The sequence below is a fragment of the Neorhizobium huautlense genome (genome assembly GCF_002968575.1).
Classification (GTDB): domain Bacteria; phylum Pseudomonadota; class Alphaproteobacteria; order Rhizobiales; family Rhizobiaceae; genus Neorhizobium; species Neorhizobium huautlense.
Genome location: NZ_PVBM01000041.1, coordinates 1 through 19,998, shown reverse-complemented (window position 1 = coordinate 19,998; position 19,998 = coordinate 1). Strand labels below are relative to the sequence as shown.

Here is a 19,998-nt window from a genome sequence, read left to right as displayed (position 1 = left end):
AGGTTCGATCCACGCTTCCTCCCCACGGTCGGTCGCCCTTCCGCAGTTGCGCTTCACTTCGCTCGCCATGACCAGCTTACGGTGGGACTTCCACCCACAAGAATGCGCCCATGCTGGGCGCACAACAAAAGGCCGGCAAAGCCGGCCTTCCGAACATTGGTCGCGATCTCTACGATCAAGCCGACTGAAGACGGTCGGCCGAAACCTTGCCCGAACGCTTGTCCGTGACGAGTTCGTAGGAGAGCTTCTGGCCATCCTTGAGTTGGCCGAGGCCGGCGCGCTCGACAGCCGAAATGTGAACGAAAACGTCCTGTGCGCCGTCATCCGGCTGAATGAAGCCATAGCCCTTGGTTGCGTTGAACCACTTTACAGTACCGGTCGCCATAACGATGCCTTTCCCTTGCAAATGACCGACTATTCCGCGCTCTGCGCTTGGAACGGTGAAGTTTCGTATTTGAAGAAAGATCGTCGCAGACGCCGGAGGCGCTTAGTGCTGGCTATCAAACAAATATCGATGGCTCACCATCTAGGGTCTTACCGCAAAAAGGTCAAGATCGGGAAATTCAGGGAGGGCGCGAGAGCCGCAGGGACGCTCATCGCTGAAAGCAGAAAACCCGGCGCGGGAGGAGGTGCGCCGGGTTTCTGAAACTGACCAACAACTGGGAGGAGGAGGTGTCGTTGGTCCCATCGGGGGCGCTGGGAGGAGGAGTGCGCCCGTCGATGATTGTGTTATACAGGATCAGAGCTTAAAAAACAGCCAGGATTTTGCACCGCAGCATTGCAAAATTCGCATACCTGTCTCTGCCGCTTGCGATCCCGTTTCCATTGCGCCATTTTCCGGGTCATGAGTCTCGAATCCGTCCGCGCCTTCTTCGCCGCCCACGCTCCCGATCTCGACGTGATCGTCACGGAAGACAGTTCGGCGACCGTGGCACTTGCTGCGGCCGCCCATGACGTGGCGCCCGATCAGATCGCCAAGACGATCTGCGTCCGCGCCGGCGACATGACGGCGCTGGTCGTCATGTCCGGCACGAGCCGGCTCGACAACCGCAAGTTCCGGGATCGCTTCGGCGCCAAGCCTCGGATGCTCGACGCAGAGGAAGTGACCGCACTCACCGGCCATCCGGTCGGCGGCGTCTGCGCCTTCGGGCTGGCCTCAGCGATCCCTGTCTATTGTGACCTGTCGCTCAGGAGGCATGCGGAAGTCCTGCCGGCCGCCGGGGCCATCAATGCTGCGGTCCGCATCGCGCCGGAGCGCATGGCAGAGCTGACCGGAGGAACCTGGGTCGACATCAGTCAAGATCCCGCAGGCGGAGAACCCTCCACCTAAAGCGTGTTGCCCTGCTCCTAGAAGCGGTCGCCTAGGTAGCGGCGATACCAGGCCTGCTTGCTCTCGGCCGACGCCGTCGCGACGACGTAACCTATCGCAAAGCCGATTGCGCCGATCAGGGTAAAAAGTGTGGTCGTGGCTGCGGGGTGTTCGCGGATCGTCCCGGCCACCGAGGAGGCTTCGCTCTGGACATAGCTGGCGGCATCGCTGGCTCGGCCGGTGATCTTTTCATAGGCCGTGCCGGTTTTCTCGGCGAGCAGCTGGCGCAGATTGGCAATCTCCGAACGCAAGGTCGCGATTTCGTTGCCGACGTTGTCACCGGACTCGTGATCGAAAGACGGCGCGTCCGTCTTCAAGGGCGTTTTCAGATTTCTGATTGGCTCTGCCATACCGGCCTCCTTGTTGCTGATCGAGAAATCGGTCAACTGACAAGGGCGGGATAGGTTCCTTGTTTCCGCCGGGATGCTAGAGACTTTTCGCCAGGTTCTCGGCGAGCGTTGCCAGCTGGTCCTTATCGTCGGAACCCTTTTGCAGGGAATTCACCAGGATGAGGGCCAGTGCCTCTGCGTCAGGGCTATCCTTGTCGATCTGATGTTCCGCGCAAGTTTCGTCAAAGACCTGCTGCAACAGGCTCAGCTGCTGCGGATGGACCGGATTGCGAACCATCTGTCTAGGCATATAACCCTCCCGATCAAACTGGGGCACGACCGGCGATAATCTCCCCGCTCTTGCAATAGTGGCGTCGATATTGATCGCCGGCTTCTATTGCAGCAGTCTTGCGCCAGCCATGCCGACGCCGGAAGAGATAACGTTTTCCGACCAAAGGTTATTAACCGTGAGCCTTTTCTAATGGATTGGCAACAACAAGATAAAACGGGTGCAATATTGGGGTGGACCCGTAAGGGGTTCTACCTATGCGAGCCTGCCCTGAGGCCGGGCAGGCTCGATTCATATCGCAGGGTCAAGCCATGCCGGCAGGATCGCCGATGGGTAAAAGAGCCGGATCAAGCGTGGGATCCTGAGGGTTTTTGGTATCTCCCGGATCTTGAGCCGGAGTAAGAGGGGGCTTTTCCTGGGTCCTGTCAGGAATGCCGTCCGTCGGCGTCGGTCCTCGCGGCGTTTCCGAAGTTGGCGTCGGTATCGGGTCTCGGTTGGGCATAACGATCTCCTTTCTGTTCAAGGAGTCGAACGGCCCAAATCAATGCCGGTTCCGCCCTCTGTAAACGATAGCCCTATCGCCACCGGTCCCACCCGGAGGGAGCCCGCGCAGAAGACGACAGGCCGACCATGTAACCCACGGCAAAGGCAAGGAGACCGACGGCTGCAATCGCAGAGCCCGTAGCAGCGGGATGATCGACCGCATGGGCCGCCACCATTCCCGCTTCATCCCTCACGCGAGCAACTGCGGTTCTCGCTTTGGCAGCGGCGCCTGTTTCCTGGGTGATATCGCCTGTAAAGCCGATGTCCAACGATTTCCTGGCCATTATGGTCTCCTTTGCGGAGATAACCCAAGGCGGGAAAAGAGGTTCCAAGCCAGCGAAAAACCCGCGCCTGCGAAAGCCGACGCGGGCTCGCCGACTACTCGGTGACTTCGGTCTGTTCTTCCGTCTGCTGACGCTTCAGGACGACCATTTGTTCACGGGCTTTGTCGGCGGCAGAAGCTGCAATGCTGGCCGTGGTGACCTCCTTGTCGACCTCGGCAGACGCCGTGACCTTGTGGCCGGCGCATTCCGCAAGGGCTGCGGTCGACGAAAGGCCCAGTACGGCTGCGACGACGAGAAATGTCTTCATGTCATTCTCCTTCGTTGTGGTTGCGGCTTTAATCTACCCAAGGACATAATGAACTCGAAATCACGAATCCGCGTCTCCGGCCGCGGATAGGCGGCAAGATTGGTAAATTTCCGCTATCCAGCCGATTGCCTCGGCCGGTTACATCAATTTCGACAGCGTCTCGCGATTCACAAAAATATCGGTCTTGCCGGCTTCGTAAGCCGGATGACTGAATTCGAACTTTTCCTTCTCAGGCATTTCGAGCGCCTGCTTGACGCTTACCAGCCCGACCGGAACGCGCTGGTCGCCATTACGCACGACCGCCTCGACAATCTTGATCATTTCCTCCCCTCCTCCAAGGTGGAATCCGTCAGAACGCGGAACCCTTCTTGTTGTTCCAGGGAGAATCGGCTTTTTTTGAGAAACAAATCAAGCTGACGAATCGATCTACTGTCCAAGCCAATCCTAATGGAAATCCAGAGGAAGCTGGATGCCCTTGGGAATGTTCGGGCGGCGCTGGTTGGCAATCTGAATTTTCTGAAATGTCTCGCGCCGGCGTTCGGCTTCAGCCTCGCGGATTGCCCTTGAGGCTGCGACGGCGGCCATGGCGCGTTCAATAACCTGTTCTGCTCTGGTCATCGGCAACTCCATATGTTCTCTTTTTGTTCTCACGGATGTGAATAAAAGTCAAGCCCATTCCAGATTCGGGCAGGGTTCCGGCGCCGACAGTCCTGCCTTTACCCCTCCTTAAATCGCCGCATTTAGAGTCCAGCAGTGGCCCGGGCGACGAGACAATTGGGTAAGAGCCTGTTTCCGCAGGCGAAGTGACGGGGGTACGCCAGCTCATTATGGGGTTCAAAGGCAGACCAGACAAACGCGTGGAGCCTTCCTTCGACGGCTCGCGCCAGAACGACGATTTACGCCTCGACGCTGAGGAACGGATCGTCGGCAATGGTCGGACCGCGAAGCGCTCCCCCAAGGCAAGCGGCGAGGAGCGCTCCGAAAATCGGGCCCGATCAGGGCAATCCGAACGCGCCCGCCCCTCCCGCAACAAGCCGTCACGCCGCCGCGGAGAAGGCGGGCTTTTCTCGCCGTTGCGGACTCTTATCTACTGGTGTCTGGTTCTTGGGATATGGGCAGGCATCGGCGTCGGCGGCCTCGTCCTTTATTACGGTGCGCAGATGCCCTCTGCCAGCACCTGGGCCATTCCCGACCGGCCGCCGAACATGAAGATCACGGCCATCGACGGCTCGGTCATCGCCAACCGCGGCTCGACCGGCGGCGAAGCGCTGGCGCTTGAGGAAATGTCGCCTTACCTGCCGCAGGCAGTGATCGCCATCGAAGACCGGCGCTTCTATTATCATTTCGGCGTCGATCCGCTCGGTCTGGCCCGCGCCCTCGTCAACAACCTGACCGGCCGGCCCATCCAGGGCGGCTCGACCATCACGCAGCAGCTTGCCAAGAACCTGTTCCTTTCGCCGGAACGCACCTTCGAGCGGAAGATCCAGGAGGTCCTGCTCTCCTTCTGGCTGGAGCACAAGTTCACCAAGGACCAGATCCTGGCCATGTATCTGAACCGGGTCTTTTTCGGGTCGAACGCCTATGGTGTGGAAGCGGCGTCGCGGCGCTATTTCAACAAATCCGCCCGTGATGCCAATCTCGGCGAAGCCGCGACGCTTGCCGGACTGCTCAAGGCGCCCTCCCGCCTTTCGCCCGCCCGCGATCCCAAAGCCGCTGAGGCCCGAGCTCAGGTCGTGCTCGGCGCCATGCGGGAGGAAGGCTACATTACCGACAGCGACCTGAAGACCGCCATGTCGCAGCCGCCCGCAAACGCCAAGAGCTATTGGTCCGGTGCCCAACATTATGCGGCAGACATGGTCGTCGACGAAGTTAAGGGACTTATCGGAGAACCGAAGACGGATGTCGTCGTGGAGACGACCGTCGACCTGCGTCTCGAGCAAGCGGCCGAGAAGGCCCTGAACGACGTCCTCAAGAAGGAAGGCGGTAAGCTCAATGCCTCGCAGGCGGCCCTCGTGTCCGTCGACGCGACGGGGGCCATCCGCGCGCTCGTCGGCGGCCGCGACTATGCGACGAGCCAGTTCAACCGTGCCGTCAAGGCGAAACGCCAGCCCGGTTCCGCCTTCAAGCCGTTCGTCTATGCAGCGGCCCTGGAAGCCGGCGCGCGGCCGAATTCCGTGCGCAACGATGCGCCGGTAAGGATCGGCAACTGGACACCCGAAAACTATGACGAAAAATACCGCGGCGAGGTGACACTCGCCTCCGCTCTCGCCCAGTCGCTCAACACCGTCGCGGCACAGCTGGTCATGGAAGTCGGGCCGGACAATGTGATCAGCCTCGCTCACCGGCTCGGCATCGAGTCCGAGCTGCAATCCAATGCGTCCATCGCGCTCGGAACCTCGGAAGTGTCGCTGGTCGAACTCACCTCGGCCTACGGCGCCTTCATGAACGGCGGCTACAAGGCGACCCCGCACATCGTCAAGCGAATTCTCGATACAGAGGGCAAGGTGCTTTACGAAGCGGATTATGCCAATCCGCCGCGCGTCCTGAGCGAACCCGTCGCGGCAACCATGAACAGCATGATGAACCGCGTCATCAACGAAGGCACGGGAAAGGCGGCGAGACTCGATGGCTGGCAGGCCGCCGGCAAGTCCGGCACCACCCAGTCGTTCCGTGACGCGCTCTTCGTCGGCTATACCAGCATCATGACGACCGGCATCTGGTTCGGCAACGACGACGGCACCTATATGAAGAAGGTGACCGGCGGCGGGCTGCCCGCCAAAGCCTGGAAGGAATATATGACCGCGGCCATGAAGGGCTATACGCCGACCTCGCTCTTCGGGACCGGGCGCGGTCTCGACCTGCCGCCGCCGGCCGTCCAGCCGGATGCGGAGCCCACGACGATCGGCGACATTATTTCGGGGATTCTACCGGGCGCGGGGCGCCGCGCCCAGGAAGAGCTTCCTCCGGACTATCCGCCGGCTCCGCGTGCTCCGGTACAGGATTCAGCCTATGGCGGACGCGACCGCTACGGCGACGTCGTTCCGCCTGCCGATGTCCCTGTGCGCGATTACCGCGAATATCGCGGCCCTTACGATACGCCTGCCCCCCTTCCTCCCATGGAGGTCGGCCGCGGTCCCGTACCGCCTGGAGAGGTCGGTCCCGCCGCTGCCGCGCGGCAGCCTCGGCAGACCACGCTTTTCGACATCCTCATGGGACAGTAAAGCGATTTCGCAAAGGCACATGGCAAAGTCCTATATTTGCTGGGATACGGGCGACTTCTCGCCTTGCAGTCCGAAAAACCCGTCCTTATATACCCCATGACCGCAGCCGATGCTGCGAAACCATCCCAGTCGAGGAACTGTCAAGGGAATGCCTGAAGGGGGTTCCGACGGTTCGCTTAAAGGAGAGAGAAGAAATGGCAAAAGTAATTGGCATCGACCTCGGCACCACCAATTCCTGCGTCGCCATCATGGACGGCAAGGACGCGAAGGTGATCGAGAACGCTGAAGGCGCGCGTACCACGCCATCCATGGTCGCATTCACCGATGATGGCGAGCGCCTCGTCGGCCAGCCGGCCAAGCGCCAGGCAGTCACCAACCCCACCAATACGCTGTTCGCCGTGAAGCGCCTGATCGGTCGTCGTTACGAAGATCCGACCGTCGAGAAGGACAAGGGCCTCGTTCCCTACGACATCACCAAGGGCGACAACGGCGATGCCTGGGTAAAGGCTCACGGCAAGAACTATTCCCCGGCTCAGATTTCCGCGATGATCCTTCAGAAAATGAAGGAAACCGCTGAGTCCTATCTCGGCGAAAAGGTGGAAAAAGCCGTCATCACCGTTCCGGCCTACTTCAACGACGCCCAGCGCCAGGCCACCAAGGATGCCGGCCGCATCGCCGGTCTCGACGTCTTGCGCATCATTAACGAGCCGACCGCTGCCGCTCTCGCCTATGGCCTCGACAAGAAGGAAGGCAAGACGATTGCCGTCTACGACCTTGGCGGCGGCACCTTCGATATTTCCGTCCTCGAAATCGGCGACGGCGTCTTCGAGGTGAAGTCCACCAACGGCGACACCTTCCTCGGCGGTGAAGACTTCGACATGCGCCTCGTCGAATATCTTGCAGCCGAGTTCAAGAAGGACAACGGCATCGACCTGAAGAACGACAAGCTGGCCCTGCAGCGCCTCAAGGAAGCTGCCGAAAAGGCAAAGATCGAGCTCTCATCCTCGCAGCAGACCGAAATCAACCTGCCGTTCATCACGGCCGACGCGTCCGGTCCGAAGCACCTGACGATGAAGCTGACCCGCGCCAAGTTCGAAAGCCTGGTCGACGATCTCGTTCAGCGCACCGTGGCACCCTGCAAGGCAGCCCTCAAGGATGCCGGCGTTTCGGCGGCCGAAATCGACGAAGTGGTTCTGGTCGGCGGCATGAGCCGCATGCCGAAGGTCCAGGAAGTCGTCAAGCAGCTGTTCGGCAAGGAGCCGCACAAGGGCGTCAACCCGGATGAAGTGGTGGCCATGGGCGCTGCGATCCAGGGCGGCGTCCTGCAGGGCGACGTCAAGGACGTGCTGCTGCTCGACGTGACCCCGCTGTCTCTCGGCATTGAAACGCTCGGTGGCGTCTTCACCCGCCTGATCGACCGCAACACGACGATCCCGACCAAGAAGTCGCAGGTTTTCTCGACTGCCGAGGACAACCAGCAGGCCGTGACGATCCGTGTGTCGCAGGGCGAGCGTGAAATGGCCGCCGACAACAAGCTGCTTGGCCAGTTCGACCTCGTCGGTCTGCCGCCGGCACCGCGCGGCATGCCGCAGATCGAAGTCACCTTCGACATCGACGCCAACGGCATCGTGCAGGTTTCGGCCAAGGACAAGGGCACCGGCAAGGAACAGCAGATCCGCATCCAGGCCTCCGGCGGTCTCTCCGACGCCGAGATCGAGAAGATGGTCAAGGACGCAGAGGCCAATGCCGAAGCCGACAAAAAGCGTCGCGCAGCGGTCGAAGCCAAGAACCAGGCCGAAAGCCTTGTTCACTCGACCGAGAAGTCGCTCACTGAGTATGGCGACAAGGTTTCCGAGACCGACCGCAAGGCGATCGAGGACGCGATCGCTTCTCTGAAGACCGCCGTCGAGGCCGCGGAACCGGATGCCGACGACATCCAGGCGAAGACGCAGACCCTGATGGAAGTCTCCATGAAGCTTGGCCAGGCCATCTATGAGGCCCAGCAGGCGGAAGGCGGCGCCTCCGAAGGCGGCAAGGACGACGATGTCGTCGATGCCGACTACGAGGAAGTCAAGGACGACAAGAAGTCGGCTTGATCGTAACGTTGCCTGATGGCAATGCCTCGACCATAGTTGACAGCGTATCCGGCTGCCCTTGTGCAGCCGGAATCCTTTCCGGAGCCGGTTACCTCCATGGCAAAAGCAGACTTTTACGAAACGCTGGGTGTCGGCAAATCGGCTGACGAGAAGGAGCTGAAAAGCGCCTTCCGTAAGCTCGCCATGAAATATCATCCCGACAAGAATCCCGGCGACGCGGAAGCCGAAAAGAAGTTCAAGGAGCTCAACGAGGCCTACGAGACCTTGAAGGATCCCCAGAAGCGCGCGGCCTATGATCGTTACGGCCATGCCGCCTTCGAACAGGGCGGAATGGGCGGTGGCGGCTTCGGCGGCGGCGGTTTCTCCTCGGCCGGCGGCTTCTCCGACATCTTCGAAGACATCTTCGGCGAAATGATGGGTGGCGGGCGTGCGCGGCGATCGTCCGGCGGTCGCGAACGCGGCGCCGATCTTCGCTACAATATGGAAATCACGCTTGAAGAAGCCTATGCCGGCAAGACGGCGCAGATCCGGGTTCCAACCTCGATCACCTGCGACCTCTGCTCCGGTTCGGGCGCGAAACCCGGCACGCAGCCGAAAACCTGTGCCACCTGCCAGGGCTCCGGCCGCGTGCGGGCGAGCCAGGGCTTCTTCTCCGTCGAACGCACCTGCCCGACCTGCCACGGCCGCGGCCAGACCATCACCGATCCCTGCACCAAGTGCCACGGCCAGGGCCGCGTCACCGAAGAACGCTCGCTGTCGGTCAACATTCCGGCCGGCATCGAGGACGGCACCCGCATCCGCCTGCAGGGCGAAGGCGAGGCCGGTGCACGCGGCGGACCTGCGGGAGACCTCTACATCTTCCTGTCGGTTCAGCCGCACCAGTTCTTCCAGCGCGATGGCGCCGACCTTTATTGCGCCGTGCCGATCTCGATGACGACGGCAGCGCTCGGCGGCACTTTCGATGTTGCCACACTCGACGGAACGAAATCCCGCGTCACCGTGCCGGAAGGCACCCAGCCGGGAAAGCAGTTTCGCCTGAAAGGCAAGGGTATGCCGGTGCTCAGATCATCGCAGACGGGCGACCTCTATATCCAGATCCAGATCGAGACGCCGCAGAAGCTCACCAAGCGGCAGCGCGAACTGCTGCAGGAATTCGAGCAGATTTCCTCCAAGGAGAATAATCCGGAATCGACCGGCTTCTTTGCCCGGATGAAGGAATTCTTCGACAACTGAGCCTCGCGCTCAGTATTGGAACTTAGGAACGCCGATCCGGAAGGGTCGGCGTTTTTTATGCGAGCGACTGGATGGAGGAGGAGGTAAGGATCATCGCGAAAACGACAAGGCAGGCCGCCGCCACGCGACGCACGAGAACCGGCTTGATCTCGAACCTTTCGGTACGCCCGATCACGCTGCCGAACAGGATCCAGCCATTGGCGGCCAGCAGCACCAGAGCGGCGAACAGCCCAAGCCAGGGCAGAAGCTCCAGGAGGCCGCCGTGCGGCATGATGACGAGCGCGATGATCACCGCCTTGGGGTTCAGCAGTGTCGTGACGAAGACCTGCCCCAGAGAAATCTCGCCCGCATCTCCGGTCGTCCTCTCCGAATTCCACAGCCTGTAGCTCAGGAAGAGAACCCAGATGCCGGCGGCCGCTTTGGCAAAAAGCAAAGCTGCGGGATAGGCTGTGAAGAACGGGGCGGCGACGGTCGAGACCGGAATGAGGACGGTGAGATACCCGCCGAGTTCGCCTGCCGTGAGCGGCAAAGCCCTGGCCCAGCCCCGGGAATAGCCGCCAAGCGCCATCAATGTATTCGTCGGCCCGGGCGTGCAGAGGAGCAGCAGGATGGCGACGGTGAACTGCACGAGGGTCATGATCTACCTGGTGAAATGGTGGTGCTTTTGCTCTACCAGCTTTTCCGCCATCTCAATTGACGTTGATCAATCCAGCTGCAACGACCAGCCCGAATGCGTCGTGCTCGGCGGCCCGATCCTCAGTAGTGCGGCGGCCTGGTGATAGGCGGCGCCTCGAGCGACGATTCTTCAAGCGAAAGGAAGCGTTCCGTCAGCCGATCGAGCTTGGCTCTCGTCTGCTCGATGACCTTCCATTGCTCGGCAAGCTGATCGGACAGTTCCTCGATCACCTTGGTCTGATGCGCGGCAAGCTCCTCCAGCTTGACCAGCCTTTCCTCGTCACTCACTCGAAGATCCCTTTGCTGCTTTCCAGATCCTTACGGCATCCGGCATCCCGTCGTGAGCCCCGAGCGGGCGCTCCGGCGCGTCGTCCCACCAGTCGGACCGCATCGCGCGCCGCTCCGGGTTCTTGGGATAAAAGATGCGATTCTCGTCCTTGTTTGCCTCACCGATCACCAGCAGTTCGGCCTCTTGGTCTGAGTTGTTGATGAAGGTATGGGCAAGGCCCGTACCGGCAGGAAAACCGACCGAATCGCCAGGTTTGAGCCGGTGCACTTCTCCATCCAGCCAGACTTCCGGCGTACCTGCGAGCACATAAACGAACTCTTCTTCGAGGCTTTCGGCATGCGGAAAGGAGGTGCGGCGGCCGGGAAGCACGCGCAGATGATGGATGCCGATGCGCGTCAACCCCAGATGCCGCGCCAACGGTGCGCCGATTGCCATAAGCTCGTCGTCGCCCTTGTAGCGCTTGTTGTCGGGTTCTTCGATCTCAGTCCAGTGAACGATGCAGGAAGGGCGTTCCTCTTTTGTCATCGCGCGGTCTCCTTTCGAAACCGCGCGACACTAACCAAGTGTGGGGCTCAGGTCTATCGGTTAAGCCCGCAGCCGCGGCCGGCCAGCCGAATGCTCATGATCGTTCTTAATCTTGAAGCGAGCGATCAGGGAAGCCAGCCGGCCGCTGATGCCGACAAGGTTTTGGGTTGATGCATTCGTCTCTTCCATCAGCGCAGCATTCTGCTGGGTGATCTGATCCATATTGCGCACCGCGGAGTTGATTTCGTCGATGCCGGAAGCCTGCTCCTGAGATGACTGGGCGATGGAATTGATGTGTTCGTCTATCGACTTCACTCTCGAGCCGATCCCCACCAGCGCTTCGCCGGTCTTGTGGACGAGGTCGACGCCGCGGTGCACGTCCGAGGAGGACTGGTCGATCAGTTCCTTGATTTCCTTTGCGGCGGCCGCGGATCGCTGTGCAAGCTCACGCACTTCCTGCGCGACGACAGCGAAACCCTTGCCCTGTTCGCCGGCACGGGCAGCCTCCACACCGGCGTTCAGTGCCAGCAGGTTGGTCTGGAATGCAATCTCATCGATCACGCCGATGATCTGGGTCATTTTCTGGGAGGACTGCTCGATCTCTCCCATGGCGGCAACCGCCTGTTCAACCACTTGGCCGGATCGCTCGGTCTCGGTAGCCGATTCCCTCACGATTGCCTGAACCTCGCGAGTGCGCCGCGCCGCCTGGGCTGCGCTTGTGGTGATTTCCTCCAGCGCCGCAGCGGTCTGCTCCAGCGCCGCTGCCTGCTGCTCGGAACGGGTCGCCATATTGTCCGAGGCGTCGGAAATGCCGGCTACCTCGGCCCGCACCTGCTCAACCGAGGAGTTGATCTCCCGCATGGCTGCATCAAGTTCGGATACCGAGGAATTGTAGTTCTGCTTCAAACCGGCAAAGCTTGGGGCCAGTTCCTGCCAAAGCTCCGACGTCAGGTCGCCCTGCGCCAGCTTTTTGAGCGCTGCATCCAGTGCTCCGAGAGCCGCGTCCTGCTCCGACTTGGCCTTTGCCCGCTCGGCCTCTGCCCGCTCCCGCTCTTCGTTCAGTGCCTCGAGATAAACGGAGATGCTGTAGTCCATATCGATCAGAGCCGCCTTGACGATAGCGGTCAGGTTCTCGCAGAGAGCCTTGGCCTTTTTCTCCTGGAAAAAACCTTTCATTTCCTCCTTGACCACCGCGCGGAGAAGTCCGTCCAGCACCATGGCGTAGCCGCCGATATACCAGCGCGGCTCGAGCCCGAGGCGCGCATGGACCCGACCGATCGCGGAGACGGCGCCCACATATTCTGCGTCGTACTTGCCGGAGGCGATCACGTCCCAATGGGCGGCCTGACGACTTTTGGCATGCGCGATGTGGCTGTCATTGGAGAAGAATTTTGCGGTGTGGGAATTGGCTTTGACCTTGCCGTAGAAGGCGTCGAGCGCTGCTCCAACCGTTTGCTTGATGAGTGGTTGAAGAGTTGCGAGAGTGCGGCGCTGCTGCTCGCCAAGCCCCGCGAAGTCAAGGCGCTCCATCAAGTCGTTTTTTTGGCGGGATTCAGTCATCATTGCTCCAACAGCGATAATACTCGCTTTAACTGAGAGTGATTTGTTGAATATTAGTGTGCCGGCGCGGTTTAACGCTCTGTTAGCCATAACCCCTAAATTTTTGGCATTCATAAATTAGGATTGCCTGCAGAAACGCATGATTCTCTGGAAGCGGCCGTTGCTGATCGACGGGGGATCTCCGGCAGAAGGGGAATAAAAACCCCCGCTTTGTTAGCAACATCAACATCTTAACCTGTCCCGTTTCCCCCTCTTCCGTTTGGTGCCTACAATTGTCCCGCTTCCGTCGCCGGAGTGTTTCGCGAGACGTTCGCGGGCAGGCGGGAGCCGGCGCTTCCATCGGATCCGTAACGTGCGGCGATGGTGGAAGAGGTGAAAGCCATGGAGTGTTGGTCGACAAGACGAACATTCCTATCAAGCCTCCCCCTGGCCGCCGGGCCAGGTTCGGTTGAGCCGTGCAAGTGGTGAGCCTGTCCCGAAAGGACGGGCGTGAACAAGACCACGCAGCGAGGCGAGATGATCACCTGTAGGGGCTGGACACCCCGAGAGAACGCCGAAGGCCACGCGAATGCGGAGCCACACTCTACAATTCCAATGAGGTTCCGCATTCGTGTGGGCTCTCCAAAACACGGGCAAGAGCTGTCGCGTGAAGGCGAACGCTTGCCTTCCTTCGCCCGAGCCCTTAGCTCCTGTGCGACGACGAACAAGAATCCGATGGCTCAGAAAACTTTCCTCTCCCGGCTCAAGCTCACCGACTTCCGCAATTACGCGGACGTATCGCTGACCCTTGACGGTAGGCATGTGGTGCTGACGGGCGAGAATGGCGCCGGCAAGACCAATCTTCTGGAAGCGGTCTCCTTTCTCTCTCCGGGACGCGGTTTGCGACGCGCCGTGCTTACCGATGTCAGCCGCGTCGGGGCATCCGGCGGCTTTGCCATCTTCGCGGCGGTCGAGGGCATGGAAGGTGAAGTCGCGATCGGCACCGGCATCGAGACCGCAGATGGCGAGAGCGTGACCCGCAAGGTCCGGATCAACGGGACGCCGGCGAAATCGACGGAGGAGCTTTCCGATCATTTGAGCGTCCTTTGGCTGACGCCTGCAATGGACGGCCTCTTTACCGGTCCTTCTGCCGATCGCAGACGATTTCTCGACCGGCTCGTATTGTCTCTGGACCCCGCGCACGGCCGCCGGGCAAGCGATTTCGAACGCGCCATGCGCAGCCGCAATCGTCTGCTGTCCGAAGGCCGTTTCGATCCTGCCTGGCTTTCAGGAATCGAGACGCAGATGGCGGGTCTGGGCATTGCCATGGCCGCCGCCCGGCAGGAAATGCTGGGCCTTTTGCGAACCCTCTCGGCCGGATCCGGCGAAACTCCATTTCCCACTCCGGTTCTGGCTCTTGAGGGTTTTATGGACGGATCCCCCGATCGCCCTGCGGCCGAACTGGAGGAAGAATATCTGGAGATGCTGCGGATCAACCGCGGACGCGACGCCGCCGCCGGCCGGACGCTGGACGGCCCGCATCGATCCGATCTGCTGGTCAGGCATAGGGAGAAAGACATGGAGGCCGAGCGCTGCTCGACCGGCGAGCAGAAGGCTCTTTTGATCGGCCTCGTGCTGGCGCATGCGCGGCTGACCGCCGATATGACGGGCTATGCGCCTGTCCTGCTTCTCGACGAGATCGCTGCCCATCTCGACGAAGGCCGCCGCGCCGCATTGTTCGACCTGGTTCACGGCCTTGGCGGCCAGGCCTTCATGACCGGTACCGACCGGAGCATGTTTTCGGCTCTCTCCGACCGCGCGCAATTCTTTACGGTCACGCATGGCGCAGTCACATCCTGAGTTACACGGATCAGCTGGCGATGTTATGATATTGCGATGGACAGCTTGACGCCTGAAGAAATCGAACGTTACCGCCGACACATCCTGCTGCCGGAGATTGGCGGCACGGGGCAGCAGAAACTCAAGAGTTCCCGCGTGCTGGTGATCGGAGCCGGGGGCCTTGGCGCGCCCATTCTGGAATATCTCGCCGCGGCGGGGGTCGGTACGCTCGGCATCATCGATGATGATCGCGTCTCACTCTCCAACCTGCAGCGGCAGGTCATTCACGACACCGGCACGGTCGGGGAGATGAAGACCAGAAGTGCCCGGCAGACGCTCGCGCGGCTCAACCCGCATGTCCGGATCGTTGATTTCGAAGAGCGATTTTCGATGGAATGGGCGGCCCGGCACCTGTTGGGCTTCAGCCTGTTGATTGACGGCTCCGACAATTTCGACACCCGTTATGCCGCCGCCGACGCCGCCGAGTTGGAAAAGATCCCTCTTGTCACCGGTGCGGTTGGCCGCTTCGACGGCTCGCTGACGGTGCTCAAGCCTTACGAGGCTGGGCCGGACGGATCGCTTAACCCGACCTATAGGGACCTCTTCCCGGAAAAGCCGCCGGAAGGCCTGATCCCCTCTTGTGCAGAAACGGGCGTGCTTGGAACGCTGACCGGCGTCATCGGCACGCTGATGGCGATGGAAGCGATCAAGCTCATCGCCGGCATAGGCGAGCCGCTGATCGGTCGCCTAATGCTCTACGATGCGCTTTCGGCGCGCTTCGACGTGATCAAATACAAGCGCCGCGCGGCAAGAGCTGCTGCCGAATGATGACGTCTGAAATGATCACGATTGTCCCGATCAGCGAGGACTTCGGCCGGTGGGACGAGCTGCTTGCGCTTATCCTATCCTCCTTTGCCTATATGGATGAGGTCATCGACCCGCCCTCCTCCGCCCACCGGCTGACGTTGGCGTCCTTGGCGCAGAAGGCCCGGGAGGAGATCGGCTTTGCGGCCGTCGAAGACGGAAAGCTCGTCGGCTGCGTCTTTTGCAAGATCGAGCCGAGTTCGCTTTATGTCGGTAAACTCGCCATTGCGCCCAGCCATCAACGGAAAGGGCTTGGCCGGCGGCTGCTGGCCGTCGCAGAGGAAATTGCCAGAAAGAACGGTCTGTCGGCGCTGCGGCTTGAGACCCGGATCGAACTCACCGGCAACCATCTGGCCTTCTCGAAATGGGGTTTCGAAAAGACCGCCGAAAACTCCCATCCCGGCTATGATAGGGTGACTTCCATCGAAATGCGGAAGCGGCTTGCCTGATCAGTTGCGGCCGGGGAGCACCCGGTTCGGCGGCCGGTGTCCGTCGAAGAAGGCACGGATGTTGATGATCACCTTGTCGCCCATGTCGATCCGCCCTTCGAGCGTCGCCGAACCCATATGCGGCAGCAGCACCACCTTGCCCTGGTTGGCGAGCTTGACGAGTTTCGGGTTCACCGCAGGTTCGTTCTGGTAGACGTCGAGACCGGCGCCATAGATCTTGTTGTCGCGCAGCAGCTGGATCATCGCCGCTTCGTCTATGATGTCGCCGCGGGCGGTATTGACGATAATCGCGCTCGGCTGCATCAGCGCCAGCCGGCGGGCCGAGAGCAGGTGAAAGGTCGCCGGCGTCGAGGGGCAGTTGACCGAGACGATATCGACCCGGGCAAGCATCTGGTCGAGGCTGTCCCAATAGGTTGCCTCCAGCTCTTCCTCCGTCGCCGGGTTTACTCGCTTGCGGTTGTGGTAGTGGATCGACAGGCCAAAGGCTTTGGCCCGGCGGGCCACAGCAGTTCCGATCCGGCCCATGCCGACGATGCCGATGCGCTTGCCCCAGATCCGCCGCCCCAGCATCCAGGTCGGGCTCCAGCCGCCCCAGTCGCCGGGCTTGTCGGTCAGGATGCGCGAACCCTCCACCAGCCGGCGATTGACCGCAAGGATTAGCGCCATGGTCATGTCGGCGGTATCTTCCGTCAGGACGTTCGGCGTGTTGGTAACGGTGATACCCTTCTTGGCCGCGGCATCCACGTCGATATGGTCGATACCGTTCGAAAAGCTGGCGATCAGTTTCAGCTGCGGACCGGCTTCCTCGATCAGCGCCTCATCGATTCGATCCGTCACCGTCGGCACCAGCACATCGGCAGTCCTCATCGCGGCCACGATCTCATCGCGGGAGCGCGGGGCGTCGTCGGTATTGAGCTCGGCTTCGAATAGCTCGCGCATGCGGGTTTCCACCGCGTCCGGAAGCTTGCGGGTAATATAGACCGTGGGTTTCTTCTTCGCCGTCATGCAGCTCTCTGTCTGGCTCCTTTTAGGAGGTCCTTAACCAAGTCGCGCGATATTCGGGTTCATCCAGGGCGTTTTCTACCAGACCCGTTGGCGAAGACAAACAAAACCTCGCACGGTCTGCGTGGCGCCCGATGGTCCTTCAGCCGGAACCAAACCCATGCGTCGCGTCATTCTTCGTGCCTCTACCGTTTTCATCCTCGCTTTCGTCACCTGTCTCTCCGCTTCGGCCATGGCTTACGCACAAGGCGCGAAGGGCCCGAGCGGTCTGCCGCTGCCGCGTTTCGTCAGCCTGAAGTCCAAAAAGGTGAATATCCGAATCGGTCCAAGCACCGACTACGCCGTCTCCTGGATGTACATGAAGTCCGGGACGCCCATGGAAATCATCCAGGAATACGAAAACTGGCGGCGCGTCCGCGATGCCGAGGGCACCGAAGGCTGGGTCAACCAGGCACTGTTGTCTGGAGACCGTACGGCGGTCGCTGCCCCATGGATGCGCGGCAAGGGCAAGGACATCTACGTGAACATGCGCCGGGATCCGCAGAGCAGCGCCGCCATCATCGCCAAGCTGGAACCCGGCGTCTTTCTGAAGGTGGAGGAATGCAACGGCGATTGGTGCCGCGCGGAAGCCAACGGCACCGAAGGCTGGGTTCCCCAAGCCGAGATCTGGGGCGCCTACCCGGGCGAAGCCTTTAAATAAGGCCTTCTTTTTGGGCGGCCTCCTGGAGCGACTCCATTGGCCGCGGACCGAGTTGCTGGATGCAGATTGCAGCTGCAAGGCAGCCGAGCTTGCCGCAAAGTTCCAGCGAACGGCCCTGGGTGTAACCGAACAGGAAGCCGGCGGCGAAGAGATCGCCCGCTCCGGTCGTATCGACCAGTTCCCTGATCGGATAGGCCGAGACCTTCACCCGTTCATCATCGCGAACGATGATCGCGCCTTCTTCACTAAGCGTCACAGCCGCGAGCTTGCAGTCCCGCGCGATGTTTTCCAGCGCCAGTTCGAAATCCTCGGTCTCGTAGAGGGAGAGCGCTTCCTGTTTGTTGGCGAAGACGATGTCGACCGTGCCGGAACGCATGAGATCGAGGAACTCCGCACGATAGCGGCCGACGCAGAACGGATCGGAGAGCGTCATGGAGACTTCCCTACCGTTCGCGTGCGCAATCCTTGCGGCTTCGCGAATCGCTTCCTTGGCCCGCGGCGGATCCCAAAGATATCCTTCAAAATAGGTCACCTTCGCTTCGGCAACGACATCGGCTTCGACATGTTCAGGCCCGAGGTCGACGCAGGCGCCGAGATAGGTATTCATCGAGCGCTCGCCATCCGGCGTGACGAAGATCATCGAACGAGCCGTCGGCGGATTGGTACCCTCCGGCGTCGTCTGGTAATAGACTCCCTGAGCGCGGATATCGTGCTGGAAGATATGGCCGAGCTGGTCTTCCGCGACCTTGCCGAAATAGGCTGCCTTGCCACCGAACCCTGCAATGCCAGCCGCCGTGTTACCAGCCGACCCGCCCGAAGCCTCGACCGCCGGACCCATCTTCGAATAAAGAAGTTCGGCCCGTTCGGCATCGATCAGGTTCATAGCCCCCTTGATGATCGAGTTCTCGCTCAGGAAACTGTCTTCACAGCGGGCGAGGATATCAACGATGGCATTACCGATGGTCAGCACGTCGAACTTGGGCATACGGTCTTGGTCCTTCTTGCAGATTTTGCGCGGAAAGCGGTAGTCGGCTTTTCAGGCGATTGGAAGAAGAAACAGTCGCAGCCCTTATAAAAACGGGACTTTGATCTGCGTCATGTCGCTGTCACGATTGAAGGCTATAGAAATAGCCATCCGATTGTGTGGCCGACCACGGATGAACTGGCGGCAGACATTCCGGAGCCTGGACGAGACCAGGAGGGAAAGCGGGGTATTGCCCCGCTTTTTTGTTTTTGCCCTGCGATAACGTCTCGACCAGCAAGGGCTCCTCTGCCGGAAACGCATTTGTCGCAGCTGCCCATATACGCTAGAGCGTAGGAAACCTCTGCGAAAGCCATGCTGCCTTGTCCTCCGTCTTTCTGAATGTCGTGCCCGTCTTCATCCTGATCCTGATCGGCTGGGTGACTGCCAAGACCGGCATTTTGAAGCAGGAAACCGGCGACGCGCTCGGTGAGTTCGTGTTCAAGATCGCGGTGCCGATGCTGATCTTCCGGACGCTTGCGGACGCGCATTTCGAAGGCGTTTCTCCGTTCCGGCTGTGGGCGGCCTATTTCCTCGGCGTTGCAGGCACCTGGACCGTCGGCCACCTTCTCGCCACGCGGCTTTTCCGCCGCGACGCCAAAGTCGGCGTCATTACGGGCATGTCCGCCTCGTTTGCCAACAACGTCTTCATCGGCCTGCCGCTGGTCGCCAATATCGTCGGCAAGGACGGGCTGGTGGCGATCTCTATTCTGCTCGCGATCCATCTGCCGCTGATGATGGTGGTCGGCACGATCCTGATGGAAGGGGCAGTCTCGAAAGTCGATGGAGGGGAAAAACGCTCCGTTGCCGAAATTCTCAAACAGGTCGGCTCCAATCTCGCCCGCAACCCGCTTGTGCTGGCGCTGGTGGTCGGGGTGAGCTTCAACTTCCTCGACCTGCATCTGCCGGTCGCGATCGCAATGGTCATCGATCATCTCTCGGCGGCAGCCGCGCCCGTGGCATTGATTTCGATCGGCATGGCGCTGACGCAATATCCGATCCGCGGCGATATCGGGCTTTCGGGAACGGCGGCCATCCTGAAACTGCTCCTGCTGCCGGCCCTCGTCTTCCTGATGAGCTATCTGTTTGCCCTGCCGCACGACTGGGCGGCCGCCCTGGTGCTGACCTCTTCGGTGCCGACCGGGATCAATGCCTGGCTGATCGCGCAGCGCTTCCGCTCCGGCCACGGATTGGCCGCCTCGGTCATCAGCATCACCACGGCCTTCGGCGTCATTACCGTCAGCTTCTGGGCCTGGCTGCTGAGCTAAGCATCGTTAAGGAATCGAACTCGCACCGGAATCGGGATAGGGGGGAGCCTATTGGCTCCGCCCCTCCCACACCACCCGGCATGCGGGTCCGCACCGGGCGGTTGGAGCAGTTGAGGTCGTCAGGCCCGTAGTTCTCCCGGCCTGGCGCCTGGGTTT

At 60.8% G+C, this 19,998-nt stretch carries 23 protein-coding genes; 9 read left to right on the top strand and 14 right to left on the bottom strand.

Translation table 11 applies throughout. The annotated features are described in order from the left end of the window. Nucleotides 1-175: 175 nt before the first annotated feature. Nucleotides 176-385 carry a cold-shock protein gene (locus tag C5L12_RS25925; RefSeq protein WP_105374924.1) on the bottom strand — a complete coding sequence of 70 codons (210 nt, stop codon included), beginning with the start codon at nt 383-385 and terminating at the stop codon, nt 176-178. Between the two features lie 459 nt (nt 386-844). Between C5L12_RS25925 and C5L12_RS25920 the strand changes: the two genes are divergently transcribed. After that, nucleotides 845-1,330, top strand: coding sequence for a YbaK/EbsC family protein (locus tag C5L12_RS25920; RefSeq protein ID WP_105374923.1), 486 nt, complete (start codon nt 845-847; stop codon nt 1,328-1,330). Nucleotides 1,331-1,347: 17 nt separating this feature from the next. On the opposite strand, the gene C5L12_RS25915 is transcribed toward C5L12_RS25920, so the two are convergent. The 7 genes from C5L12_RS25915 to C5L12_RS28490 all read right to left on the bottom strand — a co-directional run bounded on the left by C5L12_RS25915 (nt 1,348) and on the right by C5L12_RS28490 (nt 3,739). After that, nucleotides 1,348-1,719 (bottom strand): hypothetical protein, encoded by a 372-nt coding sequence (locus C5L12_RS25915; protein ID WP_132411926.1) that lies wholly within the window; start codon nt 1,717-1,719, stop codon nt 1,348-1,350. A 76-nt stretch (nt 1,720-1,795) separates the two neighbouring features. Then, nucleotides 1,796-2,008 carry a hypothetical protein gene (locus tag C5L12_RS25910; protein ID WP_132411928.1) on the bottom strand — a complete coding sequence of 71 codons (213 nt, stop codon included), beginning with the start codon at nt 2,006-2,008 and terminating at the stop codon, nt 1,796-1,798. Between the two features lie 283 nt (nt 2,009-2,291). Next, a complete protein-coding gene (locus tag C5L12_RS29140) occupies nt 2,292-2,489 on the bottom strand; it encodes a hypothetical protein (RefSeq protein WP_105374920.1) in 198 nt (65 codons plus the stop codon). 73 nt (nt 2,490-2,562) lie between these two features. Next, nucleotides 2,563-2,814, bottom strand: coding sequence for a hypothetical protein (locus C5L12_RS25900; protein WP_105374919.1), 252 nt, complete (start codon nt 2,812-2,814; stop codon nt 2,563-2,565). Between the two features lie 94 nt (nt 2,815-2,908). Continuing rightward, nucleotides 2,909-3,121 carry a hypothetical protein gene (locus C5L12_RS25895; protein ID WP_105374918.1) on the bottom strand — a complete coding sequence of 71 codons (213 nt, stop codon included), beginning with the start codon at nt 3,119-3,121 and terminating at the stop codon, nt 2,909-2,911. Nucleotides 3,122-3,259: 138 nt separating this feature from the next. Continuing rightward, nucleotides 3,260-3,442, bottom strand: coding sequence for a hypothetical protein (locus C5L12_RS25890; RefSeq protein WP_105374917.1), 183 nt, complete (start codon nt 3,440-3,442; stop codon nt 3,260-3,262). Nucleotides 3,443-3,565: 123 nt separating this feature from the next. Beyond that, nucleotides 3,566-3,739 carry a hypothetical protein gene (locus C5L12_RS28490; RefSeq protein WP_165924206.1) on the bottom strand — a complete coding sequence of 58 codons (174 nt, stop codon included), beginning with the start codon at nt 3,737-3,739 and terminating at the stop codon, nt 3,566-3,568. Between the two features lie 209 nt (nt 3,740-3,948). On the opposite strand from C5L12_RS28490, the gene C5L12_RS25880 reads away from it, so the two are divergent. From C5L12_RS25880 to dnaJ, 3 genes are all read left to right on the top strand, one after another. Further along, entirely contained in the window at nt 3,949-6,342 is a 2,394-nt protein-coding gene (locus C5L12_RS25880) for a transglycosylase domain-containing protein (RefSeq protein ID WP_105374915.1), read from the top strand. Between the two features lie 194 nt (nt 6,343-6,536). Continuing rightward, the gene (dnaK, locus tag C5L12_RS25875; protein ID WP_105374914.1) at nt 6,537-8,438 is read left to right on the top strand and encodes a molecular chaperone DnaK; all 1,902 of its coding nucleotides are present in this window, start codon (nt 6,537-6,539) and stop codon (nt 8,436-8,438) included. A 96-nt stretch (nt 8,439-8,534) separates the two neighbouring features. Beyond that, nucleotides 8,535-9,671 carry a molecular chaperone DnaJ gene (gene dnaJ, locus C5L12_RS25870; RefSeq protein WP_105374928.1) on the top strand — a complete coding sequence of 379 codons (1,137 nt, stop codon included), beginning with the start codon at nt 8,535-8,537 and terminating at the stop codon, nt 9,669-9,671. A 55-nt stretch (nt 9,672-9,726) separates the two neighbouring features. Here dnaJ and C5L12_RS25865 read toward each other — a convergent pair whose 3' ends face one another. The 4 genes from C5L12_RS25865 to C5L12_RS25850 form a co-directional block, all read right to left on the bottom strand. Next, the gene (locus C5L12_RS25865; RefSeq protein WP_105374913.1) at nt 9,727-10,308 is read right to left on the bottom strand and encodes a LysE family translocator; all 582 of its coding nucleotides are present in this window, start codon (nt 10,306-10,308) and stop codon (nt 9,727-9,729) included. A 119-nt stretch (nt 10,309-10,427) separates the two neighbouring features. Continuing rightward, the gene (locus tag C5L12_RS25860) at nt 10,428-10,634 is read right to left on the bottom strand and encodes a SlyX family protein (RefSeq protein WP_105374912.1); all 207 of its coding nucleotides are present in this window, start codon (nt 10,632-10,634) and stop codon (nt 10,428-10,430) included. Next, on the bottom strand, nt 10,627-11,160 hold the full coding sequence (locus C5L12_RS25855; RefSeq protein WP_105374911.1) for a cupin domain-containing protein: 534 nt from the start codon (nt 11,158-11,160) through the stop codon (nt 10,627-10,629). Before C5L12_RS25855 ends, C5L12_RS25860 begins: the two co-directional genes overlap by 8 nt. 60 nt (nt 11,161-11,220) lie before the next feature. After that, entirely contained in the window at nt 11,221-12,723 is a 1,503-nt protein-coding gene (locus tag C5L12_RS25850; protein ID WP_425350830.1) for a globin-coupled sensor protein, read from the bottom strand. A 711-nt stretch (nt 12,724-13,434) separates the two neighbouring features. Between C5L12_RS25850 and recF the strand changes: the two genes are divergently transcribed. Genes recF through C5L12_RS25835 form a run of 3 tightly spaced genes read left to right on the top strand, consistent with a single transcriptional unit; the run spans nt 13,435 to nt 15,851 of the window. Next, nucleotides 13,435-14,559: a DNA replication/repair protein RecF gene (recF, locus tag C5L12_RS25845; protein WP_105374910.1), complete on the top strand. Its 1,125-nt coding sequence runs from the start codon at nt 13,435-13,437 to the stop codon at nt 14,557-14,559. A 36-nt stretch (nt 14,560-14,595) separates the two neighbouring features. Next, nucleotides 14,596-15,366: a molybdopterin-synthase adenylyltransferase MoeB gene (locus tag C5L12_RS25840; RefSeq protein ID WP_105374909.1), complete on the top strand. Its 771-nt coding sequence runs from the start codon at nt 14,596-14,598 to the stop codon at nt 15,364-15,366. 11 nt (nt 15,367-15,377) lie between these two features. Then, nucleotides 15,378-15,851, top strand: coding sequence for a GNAT family N-acetyltransferase (locus C5L12_RS25835; protein WP_105374926.1), 474 nt, complete (start codon nt 15,378-15,380; stop codon nt 15,849-15,851). On the opposite strand, the gene C5L12_RS25830 is transcribed toward C5L12_RS25835, so the two are convergent. Continuing rightward, nucleotides 15,852-16,856 (bottom strand): 2-hydroxyacid dehydrogenase, encoded by a 1,005-nt coding sequence (locus C5L12_RS25830; RefSeq protein WP_105374908.1) that lies wholly within the window; start codon nt 16,854-16,856, stop codon nt 15,852-15,854. Nucleotides 16,857-17,013: 157 nt separating this feature from the next. On the opposite strand from C5L12_RS25830, the gene C5L12_RS25825 reads away from it, so the two are divergent. Continuing rightward, nucleotides 17,014-17,553, top strand: coding sequence for an SH3 domain-containing protein (locus tag C5L12_RS25825; RefSeq protein WP_170109136.1), 540 nt, complete (start codon nt 17,014-17,016; stop codon nt 17,551-17,553). Here C5L12_RS25825 and C5L12_RS25820 read toward each other — a convergent pair. Next, nucleotides 17,546-18,538, bottom strand: coding sequence for an adenosine kinase (locus C5L12_RS25820; RefSeq protein ID WP_105374907.1), 993 nt, complete (start codon nt 18,536-18,538; stop codon nt 17,546-17,548). The genes C5L12_RS25825 and C5L12_RS25820 overlap by 8 nt on opposite strands. Nucleotides 18,539-18,897: 359 nt before the next feature. Here C5L12_RS25820 and C5L12_RS25815 point away from each other — a divergent pair, with 359 nt between their 5' ends. Further along, entirely contained in the window at nt 18,898-19,842 is a 945-nt protein-coding gene (locus tag C5L12_RS25815) for an AEC family transporter (RefSeq protein WP_105374906.1), read from the top strand. Nucleotides 19,843-19,998 lie beyond the last annotated feature (156 nt).